Annotated in this window: 11 protein-coding genes; all 11 read left to right on the top strand. The window is 41.4% G+C overall.

The window, feature by feature from the left end:
• Positions 1–201: 201 nt before the first annotated feature.
• Positions 202–1722, top strand: coding sequence for a sulfatase-like hydrolase/transferase (locus MWU78_RS11190; protein ID WP_246997820.1), 1521 nt, complete (start codon positions 202–204; stop codon positions 1720–1722).
• Between the two features lie 13 nt (positions 1723–1735).
• On the top strand, positions 1736–3361 hold the full coding sequence (locus MWU78_RS11185; RefSeq protein ID WP_246997819.1) for an alpha-L-fucosidase: 1626 nt from the start codon (positions 1736–1738) through the stop codon (positions 3359–3361).
• 11 nt (positions 3362–3372) lie between these two features.
• Positions 3373–4962, top strand: coding sequence for a sulfatase (locus MWU78_RS11180; RefSeq protein WP_246997818.1), 1590 nt, complete (start codon positions 3373–3375; stop codon positions 4960–4962).
• Between the two features lie 15 nt (positions 4963–4977).
• Positions 4978–6306, top strand: a complete 1329-nt coding sequence (locus tag MWU78_RS11175; RefSeq protein ID WP_246997817.1) for a sulfatase — start codon at positions 4978–4980, stop codon at positions 6304–6306.
• Positions 6307–6326: 20 nt separating this feature from the next.
• Positions 6327–8642 carry a glycoside hydrolase family 95 protein gene (locus MWU78_RS11170; RefSeq protein ID WP_246997816.1) on the top strand — a complete coding sequence of 772 codons (2316 nt, stop codon included), beginning with the start codon at positions 6327–6329 and terminating at the stop codon, positions 8640–8642.
• Positions 8643–8651: 9 nt separating this feature from the next.
• Positions 8652–10022 (top strand): sulfatase, encoded by a 1371-nt coding sequence (locus MWU78_RS11165; protein ID WP_246997815.1) that lies wholly within the window; start codon positions 8652–8654, stop codon positions 10020–10022.
• A 25-nt stretch (positions 10023–10047) separates the two neighbouring features.
• Positions 10048–11625 carry an arylsulfatase gene (locus tag MWU78_RS11160; protein ID WP_246997814.1) on the top strand — a complete coding sequence of 526 codons (1578 nt, stop codon included), beginning with the start codon at positions 10048–10050 and terminating at the stop codon, positions 11623–11625.
• A gap of 252 nt (positions 11626–11877) precedes the next feature.
• Positions 11878–12666, top strand: coding sequence for an SGNH/GDSL hydrolase family protein (locus MWU78_RS11155; RefSeq protein WP_246997813.1), 789 nt, complete (start codon positions 11878–11880; stop codon positions 12664–12666).
• Positions 12667–12668: 2 nt separating this feature from the next.
• Entirely contained in the window at positions 12669–14522 is a 1854-nt protein-coding gene (locus MWU78_RS11150; RefSeq protein ID WP_246997812.1) for a family 20 glycosylhydrolase, read from the top strand.
• A 5-nt stretch (positions 14523–14527) separates the two neighbouring features.
• Positions 14528–15994 (top strand): arylsulfatase, encoded by a 1467-nt coding sequence (locus MWU78_RS11145; RefSeq protein WP_246997811.1) that lies wholly within the window; start codon positions 14528–14530, stop codon positions 15992–15994.
• A gap of 38 nt (positions 15995–16032) precedes the next feature.
• Complete coding sequence (locus MWU78_RS11140) at positions 16033–18369, top strand: GH92 family glycosyl hydrolase (RefSeq protein WP_246997810.1); 2337 nt, start codon at positions 16033–16035, stop codon at positions 18367–18369.
• Positions 18370–18371: the final 2 nt, after the last annotated feature.

The raw sequence follows: 18371 nt of genomic DNA, 5'->3' as shown, positions 1-18371 counted from the left end.
CTGGTAATAAGCCTTTAAAGAATAGGGGAGATGTTCCTCCTAGTTAGTTTAGTTAGATTTAAAAGGGAGGTAGTTCCTCCCTTTTTTTAATCTTTTAATTAAGTAAATTAATCAGGCAATAATTGATATTAGTATTAGTCGAATATCGGAATGGGTAAAAGTTTTGGCATCTAAGGACTTGGATATAAAAAATTAATGAATATGTTAAAAAAAACCACAGGCCATCGAATTAGCGATCTACCTTTATGGAAATACCTCCTTGTGGCAACGGCTATTTTGGCAATAGGATGTAGAAAGGTTTCTCCGGTTAAGACAGAAAAGCCCAATATATTATTTCTTTTTACAGATGACCAAAGGTATGGTACCCTAGGCGCCTTGGGGATGGATGAGGTGCTCACCCCTGGATTGGATGGTTTGATAGCGACCGGTACCACCTTTACCAATGCCTATATTTTGGGAGCGCCCCATGGGGCAGTCTGTTCGCCAAGTAGGGCCATGCTTATGACAGGACGCCACTATTTTAACATAGAGCCCAACGTATACGCGCAATTTTCTGTTCCTGATAGCCTAAGGGGCAAATCTGATAAACTTACCTTCCCCGAATATTTTAGATCCAACGGATATGCCACTTTTGCCACTGGCAAACAACACAATGGTAAAGATTGGGTAGAACGCGGATTTGAAAAGGGAAAGTCTATTTATTTGGGAGGCATGACAAAGCATTTTGGCACCAATGTAAAAGATTTTGATACGAGTTCCGGATGGTCCCAACCTTATGCCGATAAGGAAAAATTTTCCAGTGAACTGTTTGCCGATGCTGCAATTGATTATTTAGAAAATCGCGAGAAAGACAATCCGTTTCTAATGTACGTATCCTTTACCGCGCCACATGACCCGCGGACGGCGCCACAGGAATTTCATGATCTATATCCACCAGAAAAAATCAAATTGCCCAAAAACTTTATGGACGGCCATCCCTTCCCAATTGCGGATATGAAAATAAGGGATGAGAAATTGGCTGCTTTTCCAAGAACTGAGAAAGAAATAAAACAACATATTTCTGATTATTACGCCATGATCTCGGCCACTGATGCACAAATTGTCCGGGTGTTGGAAGCCTTGGAAAAATCTGGGGAGGCAGAGAATACCATTATCGTTTTTTCAGGAGATAACGGCTTGGCCGTAGGTCAACACGGCCTTTTGGGAAAGCAAAGTGTTTATGAACACAGTGTAAAGGTCCCTTTGATCTTCAGCGGACCTGGGATTCCCAAAAATGAAAAGAAGGCAGCTTTTGCATACTTGCACGACGTCTTCCCCACCTTATGTGGACTTACGGACTTGGCAATACCGGCTTCTGTAGAGACCAAGGATCTAACTCCTGTAATCTTAGGACAACAGGAGGCGGTTAGGGAGGTAATGCATTTTGCCTACAATGCCTGGCCGGGAGATAAAAAGCCTAAAGAGCGAGGGGCACACAGGGCAGTACGCAAGGGAGATTATAAACTAATAGTTAGTAGTAAGGACGGAATGCTTACCGAACAACTGTTCAACCTTAAAAATGACCCCTGGGAAATGAGCAATTTACTGGGTGATAAAGAAGTGAACGGAATCTATGAAGATCTAAAGTTGTCCCTAAAATCATTGATCAAAGAAACTGGGGATACGGCGGACCTAAACAAGGATATGTTCGGGCTGTATGAAGGGGTAGTTACAAATAAATAAGGGTATAAGTATTATGAAATTACATATTGATAGATTGAATACACGTCTAAAGCTATTTATCGTAATATGCTGTGTATCGTCTTTTGGTTTGGCTCAGGAAAGTGAAAAGGAATTAAGTTGGGACCAATTGGCGGAACAATACAGTTGTCCGGAGTGGTTTAGGGATGCTAAGTTCGGAATCTGGTTCCATTGGGGTCCGCAAAGTGTACCGGAACAAGGTGGTGGCTGGTATGCCCGGCATATGTATATGAAAGATGTGGGGCGACAGAAGTTTGGAAAGATGGCCAATCCCTATCATTTACAAACCTACGGACACCCGTCAGAGTTCGGATATAAAGACGTCATTAACCAATGGAAGGCCGAAAACTTTGATGCGGAGGCACTTATTAATTTTTCAAAAGAAAACGGCGCCAAATATATAGTGGCATTGGCCAACCATCACGATCATTTCGATTTGTTCCAATCTTCACACCACCCTTGGAATTCAGTAAACGTAGGGCCTGAAAAAGACATTATCGGCGAGTTTGAAGCTGCCACCCGTAAAGCTGGTTTAAAATTTGGGGTTACCAGTCACGACGATCGTTTTTTAAACTGGTGGAAACCCGCTTTTGGTTCAGATAAAGAAGGGGAAAAAGCCGGTGTGCCTTATGATGGCCACTTAACCAAAGCGGATGGAATTGGTAAATGGTGGGAAGGTTTGGATCCTAAAGATTTATACGGTCCCGCACCAGAAGATCGCACGCCAGAAATTATAGAAGACATCAAGAAAAACTGGTTAAAACGCCATATCGAACTGGTTACAAATTACACGCCGGATTTGTTATATAACGATGGTTTTAACTTCACTTACGGGGATTATGGTAAGGAAGTTACCCGTAAACTTTATAACAATAGCCTAAAGAAAAACGGAACTATAGATGCCGTAATGCTTTTGAAAAGGGAAGCAAAAGGTACGGTTAACGAAGTGGAATCCGGAGGAAGTAATACTTTACGAGAATATCCTTGGCAATCAGAAATAACGTTTACCGATTGGTTTTATAAAAAGGACCGCCATTTAACCCATAATGCACGCACCATTTTGGAAATGCTAATCGAGGCCGTTAGTAAAAACGGAAACCTACTTTTAAGCATGGAATTGAACCCTGATGGAACCATTCCGCACGAAATTAAAAAGAGCGTTAATATAGTGGGCGATTGGCTAAAAATTAATGGTGAGGCTATTTATGGTACGCGCCCATGGAAAGTCTTTGGCGATGGCAAAAGCGTTCGTGGCGAGCATGTAGAAACCGTTGACGGAGAGCTTAGAAATGCCGTTGAAGCTCAAAAGCAAGGTGAACATTTCAATCAACGTACAACAGCAACACCACTTTTTGCTGCAGACGAGGTGCGCTACACCACTAAAGGTGATGATTTTTACATTATTGTCATGAACCCGTCAAAAGGTGAATTTGTTATTCCATCTTTAGGAAAATCCAGTGAAGTCAACCCAGGAAATCTTAAAAGCTTAACGCAGTTATACGATGATAGAAAGATAACTTTTAAGCATACTAAGGAAAATTTGAGTATAACCATGCCAGCAGTAAATGGAAGTAGTTATCCCTTGGTTTTGAAGGCAAATTTTAAGAATATTGAGTTCTAAAATAAAACACCATGAAAAATAAGAGCTTTTTTGTACTTCTAATAGCAGTAATGCTTATGGCCAATACCGGTTGTAAGGATAAAACCAAATTAGAAACTGTGGTCAGCGCCGAAAGACCCAATATTCTTTTTATTATGTCCGATGATCATACCGCCCAGGCTTGGGGGATTTATGGGGGCATTCTTAAGGACTATGTGCATAATCCCAATATAAAGCGGTTGGCGGCCGAAGGTTGCGTTTTGGAGAATTGTTTAGTCTCCAATTCCATTTGTACCCCAAGTAGGGCAACGATCCTTACAGGGCAATACAGCCACATTAATGGTGTTACCACTTTGGGTGCTGGCTTGTCCCCAAACCACAATAATATTGCGAAGGAGATGCAAAATGGCGGTTATGCCACCTCCGTTATCGGAAAATGGCATTTAAAACAAGAACCGGCTGGATTTGATTATTATGCCGTATTGCCAGGGCAAGGGGATTATTGGAACCCGAGATTGAAAACAGCGGACAATTGGGAAGACTACTACGGTGGAGGTAAAGTAGTGGAAGGTTTCAGTACCGATATCATAGCCGATAAAACCATGGAGTGGATAGAAAACAGGGACAAATCCAAACCCTTTATGGCCATGTGCCATTTTAAGGCGACACACGAACCCTATGATTACCCTGAGCGTTTTAGTCATCTATATCGCGATGAGGAAATTCCAGTTCCGGATTCTTTTTATGATCAAGGAGCGGAAACTACCGGGCGGGTCTTCAAAGGTCAATCTATAGACAACCTACAAAAGCGCTATTTGGCTGCCACTGCCGATCCGGAATTGAGAAAGGATTATATGGCCTATCCGGAATTGCCTTTCTCGGTAGAAGGTCTTAGCGCAGATGAGGCAAGAATGAAGACCTATCAGAAATTTGTAAAGGATTTTATGCGCTGCGGAGCTGCCATAGATGATAATATAGGAAGGTTGTTGGATTATTTGGAAAAATCTGGATTGGCGGAAAACACCATAGTCATTTATACGGCAGATCAGGGTTATTTCTTAGGGGAACACGGCTGGTTCGACAAGCGGTTGATCTATGAGGAATCCATTCATATGCCTTTTGTCATAAGATACCCAAAAGAGATTCCCGGCGGGACACGAAATGCGGATATCATAGAAAATGCCGATTTCTCGGCCCTGTTTGCGGATTATGCCGGGATACAGTATCCGGAAACCATGCAAGGGCATAGTTTTCGCGAAAATTTAAAAGGAAATACCCCTGCAGATTGGCGTAAGCATGGCTACTACAGGTACTGGGACCATAGCAAAGATCGCCCAGGCCATTTCGGAATTAGGGGAGAACGCTACAAGCTTGCCTTCTATTATGGAAATGGACTCAAGGTAAATGAATACACCAAAGAAGAACAACCGGATAAATATTGGGAATTTTTCGATTTGGAAAAGGATCCCAAAGAACTCCATAATGCATATTCCGATTCGGAATATCAGGATATTATTTCCGAAATGAAAGCTGAAATTTTGAAACAGCGTAAAATGCTTGGGGATACAGATGCCGATAATCCAGAAATACTGGAAATTATTGAAAAGCATTGGAAAGGTTGATTTAAGAAATAGATTATGACCAAAAAATTTAATAGACTTCTTGGCACTTTCCTTTTAGCAGTGATAACATTAAGTTGTTCAGCTCAAAAAGCAGGAAAACCAAATATCATCATTATTATGGCCGATGATATGGGGTACGGCGATTTATCATGCTATGGAAGCACGATGATCAATACGCCCAACCTGGATAAAATGGCTTTGGAAGGTATCAGATTTACAGATTTTCATGCTAACGGACCGGTTTGTAGCCCAACAAGAGCGGCAATTTTAACAGGCAAATACCAACAACGTGTTGGTATAGACGGCGTGGTAACAGCTAAGCACCATAGAGATAAAGGTTTGGCCACTAGCGAAAAAACGTTTGCTGAGGCCATTAAGGGAGCGGGTTATGTTACCGGTATGTTTGGTAAATGGCACGTTGGTTACAAAACCGAATTTAACCCCATTAATCAAGGTTTCGATGAGTATATTGGTTACGTTTCCGGTAATGTGGACTACCATTCACATATAGATCAGGAAGGTTATGAAGATTGGTGGGAAGGCGATAAGATTAAAAACGAAAAAGGCTATTCTACAGACTTGATCACTAAACATTCCGTAGATTTTATTAAACGTCATAAAGACGAACCTTTTTTACTTTACATTCCGCATGAAGCGCCCCACGGCCCATTTCAAGGGCGTAAATCCCCAGCAGAACGTAATGTAGGTTGGAAGAACGAGGCCAATCAAATAAATAAAAAGTCCAAGGAAGAGCTTAACAACATTTATAAGGAAATGGTGGAGGTTATGGATGAAGGTATTGGAGAAGTGATGAAAACCCTTAAAGAACTTAATATTGATGAGAATACCATGGTATTCTTTTGTTCAGATAACGGCGCATCAAGTAGAGTGGGTAGCAATGGCGGTTTAAGAGGATACAAATCCACCTTATGGGAAGGAGGGCACCGTGTTTCTGCCATGGCTTGGTACCCAGGAACCATTCGGCCAAATCAAGTTAACGACGAAACCATTTTAACTATGGATCTATTTCCTACAATTATGGATGTTGTTGGAGCTGAAACTCCTGAAGATTTGGATGGAATCAGCATAAAGGATAATCTTTTCCAAGGCAAACCTTTGCCGGAGAGAGATTTGTTTTGGGGATATTCAGGAAGAAAAGCTATGCGACAAGGAGATTGGAAACTCATTCTGCAAAATAATGATGCGGAAGCATTATTGTATGATTTAAATAAAGACTTAGGTGAAAACAATAATGTAGCAAGCGAGCATCCAGATTTGGTTAAAACCATGCTAAAAAAATTAGAAGCCTGGTCTGAAAATGTTTATTCAACTCCAAAGAATTAGTAGTGACAAAATATTATAAAATGAAGATACATATAGCATTCATATTCTTACTTGGTTTAATGCTTTCCTTCTGTGGAAACCCGAGCGAAGCTGTGGAACAAAAAGAGGTGTATAAACTTCAGTACAATGAACCCGCAGAAAAATGGACTGAAGCTTTGCCAGTGGGCAACGGTAGTCTTGGAGCCATGATCTATGGAGGTGTTTCACAAGAGCATATTCAATTTAATGAAGAAACGCTTTGGCGTGGACAACCCCATGATTATTCCAACGAAGATGCCGGAGATTATTTAAATGAAATACGGCAATTGCTCTCACAAGGTAAACAAATGCAGGCCCAGAAATTGGCACAGCAAGAGTTTATGAGCGAACCCTTACAGCAAGTGCATTATCAACCGTTTGGCGATATTTATATCGATTTCAAAAACCATGATAACTACTCCAATTATAAGCGCGAACTCAATTTAAATAATGCCATTGGTTCGGTATCCTATACCGTTGAGGGTGTAGAATATAAACGTGAAGTACTGTCCAGTTTTCCAGATAATATTATTGCTGTAAACTTAACTTCCAGTAAAGCCAAAGCCCTTGATTTCGATTTGTGGTTAGATGCTATTCATGAAGATAAGGCGGTGAAGACCAATGGTGCTAATCAAACCCTGGAAGTAAAGGTTAAAAATGGCGCTTTAAGAGGGGTCGCTACGCTAAGGGTTGAAACAAACGGTACCATTAAAACTGGAGGAGGGAAACTTACAATTACCGAAGCTTCCAGTGCTACCATTTATTTGACTGCAGCCACAAATTATATTGATTTTGAAGACGTTTCCGGGGAGCCTGAAAAACTAGCACCTGAAATACTGGCCAAAGTATTAGACTTAAGTTACGATGCTGTAAAAGCTAAACATGTAGCAGATTATCAATCCTTATACAACCGATTTGACATTAGTTTTGGGGATAATGGAAAATCCAAAAATCCGACAGATCAACGTATTTCCGATTTCAGTAGCGATCAAAACGATCCGCAACTGGTTGCCTTGTATGTAGAATACGCACGTTATTTAACCATTTCCAGTAGTCGCCCAGGATCAAAGCCAGCAACACTTCAAGGTATTTGGAACGATAAATTAACACCACCTTGGTTTAGTAGTTATACCACGAACATTAATTTGGAAATGAACTACTGGCCGGTAGAAATGTACAATTTAAGTGAATGCCACGAACCCTTGTTCGATTTAATCGAAGACCTTTCTATAACGGGAGCCAAAGTCGCCAAAGCACACTATAATGCGGAGGGTTGGATTGCACACCACAATATTGATATTTGGCGTGGTGCAGCTCCGGTGAACGCATCGCACCACGGTATTTGGTTGGGTGGCGCAGCTTGGTTAAGCACCCACATTTGGGAACATTTTCTATACACCCAAGATAAAGGCTTTTTACAGGAGAAGTACCCCTTAATGCGAAGTGCGGCCTTGTTTTACAGTCAGTTTTTATACGAAGACCCCAATACCGGTTATTTGATTAGTTCACCATCAAACTCACCGGAAATTGGGGGTTTGGTTGCAGGCCCTACCATGGATCATCAGTTGATCAGGGCATTGTTTAAAAATATTATTGAATCTTCAAAAATATTAAATACAGATCAGGAATTTGCTTCAACCTTGGGGTCAATGATAGCTAAAATTGCTCCAAACCAGATAGGAAAGCATGGACAATTACAGGAATGGTTGGAAGACAAGGATGATCCGGAAAATCATCACCGTCATGTTTCTCATCTTTGGGCGGTTCACCCAGGGAATGAAATTAATTATGAGGACACGCCAGATTTAATGAAGGCAGCAAAGCAATCCTTGGAATACCGAGGAGATAATGGCACAGGCTGGAGTTTGGCCTGGAAAATTAATTTTTGGTCGCGATTTAGAGATGGCGACCATGCCTACAAGCTAGTGCATAAACTGCTCAGTCCTGCCGAAAGAGCAGATGGTAAAGAAGGAGGAGGCTCGTACCCCAACCTGTTTGACGCACATCCACCATTTCAAATTGATGGAAATTTTGGAGGCGCCTCAGGTATTTTAGAAATGATTCTGCAAAGCCATTTAGATATAATTGAATTATTGCCGGCCTTACCTACGGCCCTGCCAGAAGGAAGTGTTTCAGGTATTGTAGCCAGAGGTGGGTTTGAATTGTCTTTTTCTTGGGAAAAAGGTCAATTGATTGGCGTTTCGGTACTTTCAAAAAGTGGCCTGCCGTGTATTTTAAAATACAATGATAAAATTATTGAATTTGAAACTGAGGCAGGAAGAACCTATCATTTTGACGGTTTGTTAAACAACAAATAGAACAATACAATGCAAAGTATAAAATTAATAGTGATTATTATTACGGCATTTATTAGCTGTGAAACAGCATTGGTTGCCCAAAATAAAAATTCCGAACCAAATATTATAATTGTCTTTACGGACGATCAAGGGTATCAGGACGTGGGCGTTTTTGGTTCGCCCTTAATTAAAACCCCAAACCTTGATAAGATGGCTGAAAACGGTATAAAATTTACCGATTTTTATGCCGCTTCACCAGTATGTTCCCCCTCACGGGCAGCACTTTTAACCGGCTCTTATCCACCTAGGGTCGGTGTGCCCGTGGTATTATGGCCAAATTTGCCTGGAGGTTTGTCCAAAGAAGAAGTAACCATTGCAGATATGTTAAAGACCAAGGATTATGCTACGGCGTGCATTGGTAAATGGCACTTGGGAGATCAAGAGCAGTATTTGCCTACTTCACAAGGTTTTGATATGTATTATGGGATACCGTTTAGTAACGATATGTCTGTAAACCCAAAGTCCAAAGTTTCAAAAAACATCGTGTTTAGGGAAGGCATGACCATGGATAGCCTTCGTGAGAAAAAATGGCGCGGACGTAAAGTGCCCTTAATGCAGCAAGATGAAGTTATTGAGTATCCAGTAGACCAGACTACGCTAACAAAGCGCTACACCAAAGAAGCCGTTAAGTTTATTAAAGAGAATAAAAGCAAACCATTTTTCTTGTATCTCGCCCATACTATGCCTCATGTGCCATTGTATGCCTCACCTGAATTTAAAGGGAAAAGTGCACGAGGTTTATACGGAGATGTTATTGAAGAGATAGATTGGAGCATGGGTGAAATTTTAAATACACTGGCTTCATTGGGAGTTGATGATAATACTTTGGTCATTTTCACTTCAGATAACGGGCCTTGGAAATTGGATAATGGTGAAGGAGGTAGTGCCTTGCCCTTACGCGGGCATAAGTTTGAAACCTACGAAGGCGGAATGCGGGTTCCCATGATCGCCCAATGGAAAGGCCGGATCAAAGCAGGTGCCGTAACAGATAAAGTAGCTTCAACAATAGATATTTTACCAACCATAGCCTACTTAACAGGCGCCGATTTACCTGAAAAAAAAATTGACGGTAAAAATATGTGGCCATTACTTTCAGGAGAAGAAAAAGCAAAGTCACCCCACAAAAAAGAAGGTTTCTTTTATTACAAGGAATCTACGCTGGAGGCGGTGAGAAAAGGTGATTGGAAACTTAGGGTGGTAGGCGAGGAAATTGCCCTTTACAACCTAAAAGATGATATTTCGGAGAGTATTAATCTCGCATCAAAATATCCTAAAATTGTAAAAAAACTGCATAAAGTGATGATAAAATTTGAAGCCGATTTAAAAGAAAACATTCGTTAACCTATTTAAGAACAAAGTTTAAATAATGTCAGTAGTCGAAATATTAAGAAATCCAATACTAATTTTAGCCGTGCTTTTTACGGTGCTGGTTTCTTGCAATAAAAACGAGGAAACCTCCAAACCTAATATCATTTATATTCTAGCTGATGATTTGGGCTATGGGGATGTGTCTATCTACAACAATAACTCTAAAATACAAACGCCATTCATTGATGAGTTGGCTTTAAATGGTGTAATGTACACCGATGCACACACCAGTTCTGCTGTTTGTACACCAACACGATACAGTATTTTAACAGGACGCTATAACTGGAGAACACGCCTTAAGCAAGGTGTAGTAAGCGGCTATTCCAAATCCTTGATAAAACCAAACCGCATTACAGTGGCCGATTTCCTAAAAGACAATGGCTATAATACTGCCTTTATAGGAAAATGGCATTTGGGTTGGGATTGGTCCATAACACAAACCGACTCTCTCGATATCGACAATCTAAAAGCTAGACCAGAAGTAGATTTTACCAAACCTATCAAAAACGGACCAAACACCCATGGTTTCGACTACAGCTATGGTTTTTGTGGCTCTTTGGATATGCCACCATACGTTTGGGTTGAAAACGATTTGCCTACCAGTGTACCTACTCGAATTACCAAAGGTAAAAGTGGACAAGGAACTTGGCGTGAAGGCTTAACGGCGGATGATTTTACCCACGAACAGGCCTTACCTGAAATTACAAAACGCACAGTAAGTTACATTAACAAAAACGCAAATCAAAAGAAGCCGTTCTTTGTGTATATGCCACTTCCGGCACCACATACACCAATACTGCCAACTAAAGAATTTCAAGGAAAAAGTAAGTTGGATAATCCTTATGCCGATTTTGTAATTATGGTCGATCGGGTTGTGGGTGAAGTAACTAAAGCCTTGGAAGCAAACGGAATTTCGGAAAATACTTTAATCGTATTTACCAGCGATAACGGTTGTTCTCCAGCGGCAAACTTTAAACAATTAAAATCTAAAGGGCACAACCCAAGTTACGATTATAGAGGTTTTAAGTCCGATATTTTTGAAGGCGGACACCGCGTACCGTATATTATGGCCTGGAAAAATAAAATTAAGCCCTCAAAATCTGATCAGTTAGTTTGTACTACAGACTTTTTTGCAACCGTTGTAGATGTTTTGGGTGCCGATTTAGCCGATAATTATGCTGAAGACAGCTTTAGCCACTTATCAACAACCAATTTAAGCAGCGATGCCCCAAAACGGGAAAGTATAATCCATCATTCTGTCCGTGGTGAATTCGCATTTAGAAAAGGCGACTGGAAAGCAATCTTTTGTGCGGGTTCTGGCGGTTGGAGTTATCCAAATATCAATATTAAAAAATCAGTTTACGATACCCTTCCCACAGTTCAGCTGTACAATATTAAAAATGATGTTGGCGAAAAATATAATTTACAAGCAGAACATCCAGAAATTATAAAAGAATTTAAAATGGATTTGCTAAAAATTATTAATGATGGCAGAAGTACCGAAGGAGTAAAGCTGGAAAACGATGAGGCTCCCTCATGGGCACAATTGGGAAAACTAGAGGAAATTGGATTATAGTCTTAATAAGAGCATGAAAAAAAAAATAGTATAAACAGGTTTTGGTAGTGTAGGAGGTATACTTACCGTTTTCTAAAAAAGTGATCAGCCATCCTAAGATTCTAATGCCATAGCATGAGGAGTACAAAAGTATTACATTTTTCAGCTGCAAATTACACCTCTATTAAGAGTGAAAGATAAATGATAAAGAGGTTAAGGCCTCCTTGGATGCCAAGTTGTTTAAGACCTTAACTGTTACTATAAAAGCAATTTATGAACAGAAGACATTTTGTGAAATATTTAGGAGCCACTACCATTTATATGGGGGCGTCTTCATGTGCTTCCTTAAACCTTTTTGGAAGTAAATATGATGAAGAAGTAGCACGTGAAGCCTGGAATAAATTAGCCAATAAAGGAAAAGCATTTGAGTATGTTCATCCAAACAAAAAATTGCCTAATGTATTAATTTATGGAGATTCCATTTCAATTGGGTACACCCCAACTGTGAGAAACGAGTTGGATGGAAAAGCTAATGTATTTAGGTTTCATAAAAATGGACAATCGAGTAACAAGTTTATTCCATTTATGGAAAAAATGAAAACGACCATGTTTCAGCCTTATTTAAAAGGTGGTTGGGATTTCGATTGGGATGTTATCCACTTTAACATTGGCTTACATGATCTAAAATATGTAAAGCACGGCAAATTGGATAAGGAAAACGGAAAGCAAGTAAATAGTATAGAAAATTACAAGGAAAACCTTCATGAAATTTGTAAATATCTTATGAAGGAATATCCAAAAGCACAGTTGATTTTTGCAACAACCACTGCCGTTCCAGAGGAAGGGGCTGCAGGAAGATTTGCTGGAGATAGTGTAAAATATAACAAAGTAGCTTTAGAGGTTTTGGCAAATTATCCGTCTATTCAAATTAACGATCTGTATGCCTTTACCCAACCTCATTCCAAGGAATGGTTTATAGAACCTGCCAATGTGCACTATAATGATTTAGGAAAAACCGAACAAGGAAAACAAGTCGCCAAAGTAATTGCCGAAAATTTATAAACATGAAAAAACTAACTTTTATAATATTAGCCATTGTACTGTCCGTAGCAGGAAATGCCCAAGATTTTCAAAACACTTTTATTCCACAGCCCGAGTTGGTTTCCTACTCAGAGGATGCTTTTGTTCTGGACAAGAATACCAAAGTGGTGGTGCCCAAAAAGTTTCGTGGGGTTTTCATTCCTTATTTAGCTGAAAAATTCCATAATGACCTAGGGCTTAACCTTACCTATTCTTACAGAAACCCTGAGGTGGGGGAAAAACATATTTTGTTTATATTGGATAAAAGGCTGTCGGTAAGGGATGAGGGCTATTTGCTTGAGGTGCAACCAGAATCCATTGTGGTAACGGCCAAAGATTACGGAGGACTTTTTAATGGATTTCAGACCTTGCGCCAGACCTTTCCTTTGGAAAATACCGGAACGGTAAAAGTGCCGGGTATGACGGTCAAAGACAACCCTAGATTTGGTTGGCGGGGCATTATGTTGGACGTTTCCAGACATTTTCAACCTAAAGAATTTATCCTAAAACATATAGATGTTCTTTCCTCCTATAAGGTGAACAAGTTCCATTGGCATCTGACCGATGACCAAGGTTGGCGTATCGAGATAAAAAAGTACCCAAACCTTACTGAAAAAGGAGCATGGCGTGCCGATAGGACCGGGGTAAGCTGGTGGCAGCGCGAAAAGGCAACCGCCGAAGAACCCAAAACGGTTGGTGGTTTTTACACTCAAGAAGACATTAAGGAAGTAATTGCTTACGCAAAAGTGCGCAATGTGGAGATTATCCCGGAAATAGATGTACCGGGTCATAGCAAGGCCTTGGTAGCATCTTATCCGCACTTGTTTTGCTATGATGAATCCGATGCCAATTTTGAAGTTGCTGTAGGGGGAAAGGCACCCGATAATGCGGTCTGCGCGGGTAAAGACAGTACTTACGAATTTTTGGAAGGGGTAATAGAGGAGGTTGCGGCACTGTTCCCATCAAAATACCTGCATATTGGAGGTGACGAATGCAATAAATCCAATTGGAAAAAATGTCCGTATTGCCAAGGGGTAAAAACAGAAAACAACTTAAAGGACGAAGAGGAACTACAGAGTTATTTTATACAAAAGGTGCATAAAATCGTGAAGGCCCAAAATAAGACCATGATTGGTTGGGATGAGATTTTAAGTGGGCAGGGCGCTCCTGGAGCAACCATTATGGCATGGAGAAGAGGAGGGCACAACCCTCAGATTACAGCACCTCAAAATGGTTATCCTACCATAATGACGTCTTATAAACATATGTATATCAGTCAGGTTCAAGGGCCTACCTCAATGGAGCCTGAAGGTCCTAAAGTGGTATTGCCTTTGTCTAAAGTATACGCTCATGAGCCCATTCCGGCCGAATTGACGCCCGAAGAGGTAAATAGGGTTCTTGGTAATGAAGTCTGTTTGTGGGGCGAATTTACGCCCACCCAGGAACATTGTGAATATATGTTATACCCCCGGGCACTGGCCAGTGCAGAGGTGTCATGGAGCGACCCCAATGTTAAGGATTGGGAGCGATTTCAAACTGCCCTGGAAGATTCCCACTTTAAAAGACTGGAACGGGAACAGGTAAATTATGCCAAAAGTATGTTCACGGTGTATGCTTCGTATGCCCATGATGAATTAAAAAGTGAGGCCTATGTGTATTTAAGTACGGAAACAGTTGGGTATGAGATATATTATACCACGGGAGGGGAAGACCCCACAACGGCTTCCATTAAGTACGAGGGCCATTTTATAGCGCCCCCCAAAACCCTTGTTAAAGCTGGACTGTTTAATAAGGAAGGAACACTATTGGGGAGCCTAACAGAAATTAGGTTAAAATAAAAAACATGAAATTTTCAAAATTATATATCCTATTTGTGCTGATAATGGCATCCGTATCGGCACAGGAAAGACCTAATATCGTTTATATTATTTGCGATGACTTGGGGTATGGGGACGTACAGGCCTTAAATAGGGAAAAGGGAAAGATTCCCACCCCACAAATAGACAGAATAGCTTCCGGAGGAATGGTCTTTACAGACGCCCATTCCGGCTCTTCGGTGTGTACCCCTTCACGATATGGTGTTCTAACCGGCCGCTACGCATGGCGCTCTAGATTACAGGAAGGCGTATTGCGAGGAGGAGATGAACATGAACCTTTAATAGCAGATCAACGGCTTACCGTCCCTGCTATGTTAAAGCAAAAGGGTTACCGTACCGCAGCGATGGGGAAATGGCATCTTGGATTTAATTTTGAGGACGAAAATGGCGAGGCTTATGAGCTGTATGAAGGTAAAAAACCACTTAATGCCCCCATAGGTGCCACAGTTCCTGATGGCCCCATTACCAGGGGTTTTGAATCCTATATTGGGTTTCACCATTCTGCTACTATGGAAACCGTAATAAAAGATGACAAGGTTATAGACCACATGCCGCCCATTAGGATGTTGCAGTTCCTCGGGGATCATGCTACCCGTTACATAGCGGAGGAAGCTACAGAAAAGGAGCCTTTCTTTCTATATCTGGCCCTTAATTCCCCCCATAGTCCCGTAGTTCCCTCGGAAGAATGGCAGGGAAAAAGTGGTATGGGAGCCTATGCTGATTTTGTTATGGAGACCGATGATGTTGTGGGCCGTGTCATGAAAGCCCTAGAGGAAAACGGAATCGCAGAAAATACGCTTGTTTTCTTTACCAGCGATAACGGTTGCTCTTATCCTGTGGCCAAGGGCCAAAAATTGGAAAAGGAATATGGACACTTTCCCAGTGCACAGTTTAGAGGGTCAAAATCGGATATTTGGGAAGGAGGCCATAGAGTTCCCTTTATAGTGAAATGGCCAGGAAAAATTGAAGCAAATTCAACCAACGACGAGTTAATATGCCTTACCAGTTTAATGGCTACTTGCGCGGAAATAATAGGAGCGGCTCTCCCAGGAGAGACGGCTGAGGATTCTTACAGTATCCTTCCCTTGCTTAACAATAAAAGGGCCAAAAGCGACTATAGGTATGTGGTGCACCATTCCATAAACGGTAAGTTTTCCATAAGAAATAGAAAATGGAAATTGGAGCTAACCCCGGGCTCAGGAGGTTGGACAGCTCCCAATGATCGCAAAGCGAGGGAAATGGGACTTCCCGAAATACAACTATACAATATGAAAAAAGATGAAGGAGAAACCTATAATGTTTATGCCCAACATCCAAGGGTGGTCAAGAAGCTGACCAATGAATTAAAGGAAATAGTGGAAAATGGAAGAACGACTGATGGCAAATTGCAGGCCAATGACGTCCCTGTAGATATATTTAAAGTAGGTAAATAATACCATCCCATGTACTATAATAAAAAGATACTGGCTATATGAAAACGAAAAAGATAAAATTGGTACTGAGAAATATTGGCGTTGCCATGTTGGTCATCTCCGTGTTTTCTTGTTCCTCCTCCAAGGAAAGTAAACCCTCAGGGCCGGAACCTGTAGACTATATCGACCCCATTATTGGGGCAATCACCTATGGGAAAAAGTCCAAGGATGCCCACGGGTTTGGTAAAACATTTCCTGGTGCCGCTACACCTTTTGGATTGGTACAGCTTAGTCCGGACACGTTTACGGGAGGTGATAACGGATCTGGCTATTCCTATGAACACAAGACTATGGAGGGATTTAGTTTTACACATATGAGCGGGGTGGGCTGGTTTGGTGACCTAGGTAATTTTTTGGTTACCCCAACAACTGGAAAACTACAGACCAATAGAGGGGTTCCGGAAAATCCTGAGGGAGGATATCGTTCCCGTTATTCCCATGATACCGAGGTGACCAAGGCCGGATATTATGCGGTAACCCTCGATGATCATAAAATTAGAGCAGAGCTGACTGCCGCACCTAGGGCGGGAATTATTCGGTTTACCTATCCTGAAAACAATAATTCCAGGATTCAAATAGATTTATCACGTAGAGTGGGCGGGACTTCAACGGAACAATATATAAAGGTAGTAAACGAAAATACCATTGAGGGTTGGATGAAATGTCCGCCCGAAGGTGGGGGTTGGGGTGCCGGTGCAGGTAATGCGGATTATACGGTATACTTCTATTGTCAGTTTAGCAAACCCCTTAAAGATTATGGTATCTGGAGTGCCGATATTCCGGACGTACCCAGAAAAATGCGATGGATCAGACAGGATGATTACCAATTGGCGGTAAAAAATGCTGAAATATTCCCGTCCAAAGAGGAGATGCAGGGAAAGCATTTAGGTTTCTATTCAAATTTTAGCACCAACGAAGGGGAGGAAGTTTTGGTAAAGAGCGGCATCTCATTTGTAAGTGTGGAAGGTGCCAAGGAAAACTTGGAGCATGATATTGATCATTGGGATTTTGATAGGACACGGGAGGAGGCAAGGAATAGTTGGAACAAGGCTATTAAGAATGTTGTGGTTTCAGGCGGGACTGAGGATGAAAAAACTATTTTTTATACCGCGCTATACCACACCATGATAGATCCCAGAACGTTTTCGGATGTGAACGGGAACTATATTGGTGCCGATAAAAAAATTCACCAAACCTCCGATTTTACATACAGGACTATTTTTAGCGGCTGGGATGTTTTTAGGTCGCAATTTCCTCTGCAGACAATTATCAACCCTAACCTGGTGAATGATGAAATTAATTCATTACTACAAATGGCGGAGCTGAGCGGCAGGGAATACTTGCCGCGTTGGGAAATGCTTAATTCCTATTCGGGATGTATGTTGGGGAACCCTGCGGTCTCAGTTATTGTTGATGCCTATGAAAAAGGAATTCGCAAGTATGATATTGAAAAGGCTTTTGCCTATTCAAAAAATACGGTGGATAATACTGGAAATGGAGAGTTGGGATATACACATGGCAATATTTCCAAAACCTTGGAATATGCCTATTCCGATTGGGCTCTTGGCACTATGGCCAATTCTTTGGGAAAAACGGAAATAGCCCGGGAATACCTTGCAAAAAGTAAAAATTACGGCAACATATGGAACGATGAAGTAAATTGGTTCCGGGCAAAGGATAGTACAGGCAACTGGTTGGAATGGAAGGGCAAAACGGTACATGGGCAGGGCTGTATAGAGAGCAATCCCTTTCAACAAGGTTGGTTTGTTCCCCATGATATTGATGGCTTAAAGACCTTGATGGGAGGGGAAGAGGCCTTTAGGAATGAGCTTATATCCTTCTTTGAGAATACCCCTGAGGATTTTTTATGGAATGATTATTACAACCATCCCAACGAACCGGTGCACCATGTGCCCTTTATGCTTAATACGGCCGGCGTACCCCACCTGACCCAAAAATGGACCAGGAAGATATGTAACGACGCCTATGGAACGGGTGCCTACGGCCTGTGTGGGAACGAGGATGTGGGACAAATGTCGGCCTGGTACGTCCTGGCTTCAATAGGCATTCATCCCATTTCCCCGGGAGATAACAAGTACCAGATAACCAGTCCCGTTTTCAATGAAATTGAAATACAACTGGATCCTGAATATTATCCTGGCAAGAAATTTAAAATCTTAGCCAACTACAACTCCAAGGAAAACATCTACATACAGGATATGACCCTAAATGGTAAGCCCTTGAACAGGTTTTGGATTAGCCATCAGGAAATAATCGAAGGTGGGGTTCTGGAAATGGAAATGGGACCTGAACCGGTTATACAATCAATAAATTAAGA

This window comes from Arenibacter sp. F26102 (genome assembly GCF_023015865.1).
Classification (GTDB): domain Bacteria; phylum Bacteroidota; class Bacteroidia; order Flavobacteriales; family Flavobacteriaceae; genus Arenibacter.
This window is presented reverse-complemented; position numbering and strand designations above follow the sequence as displayed.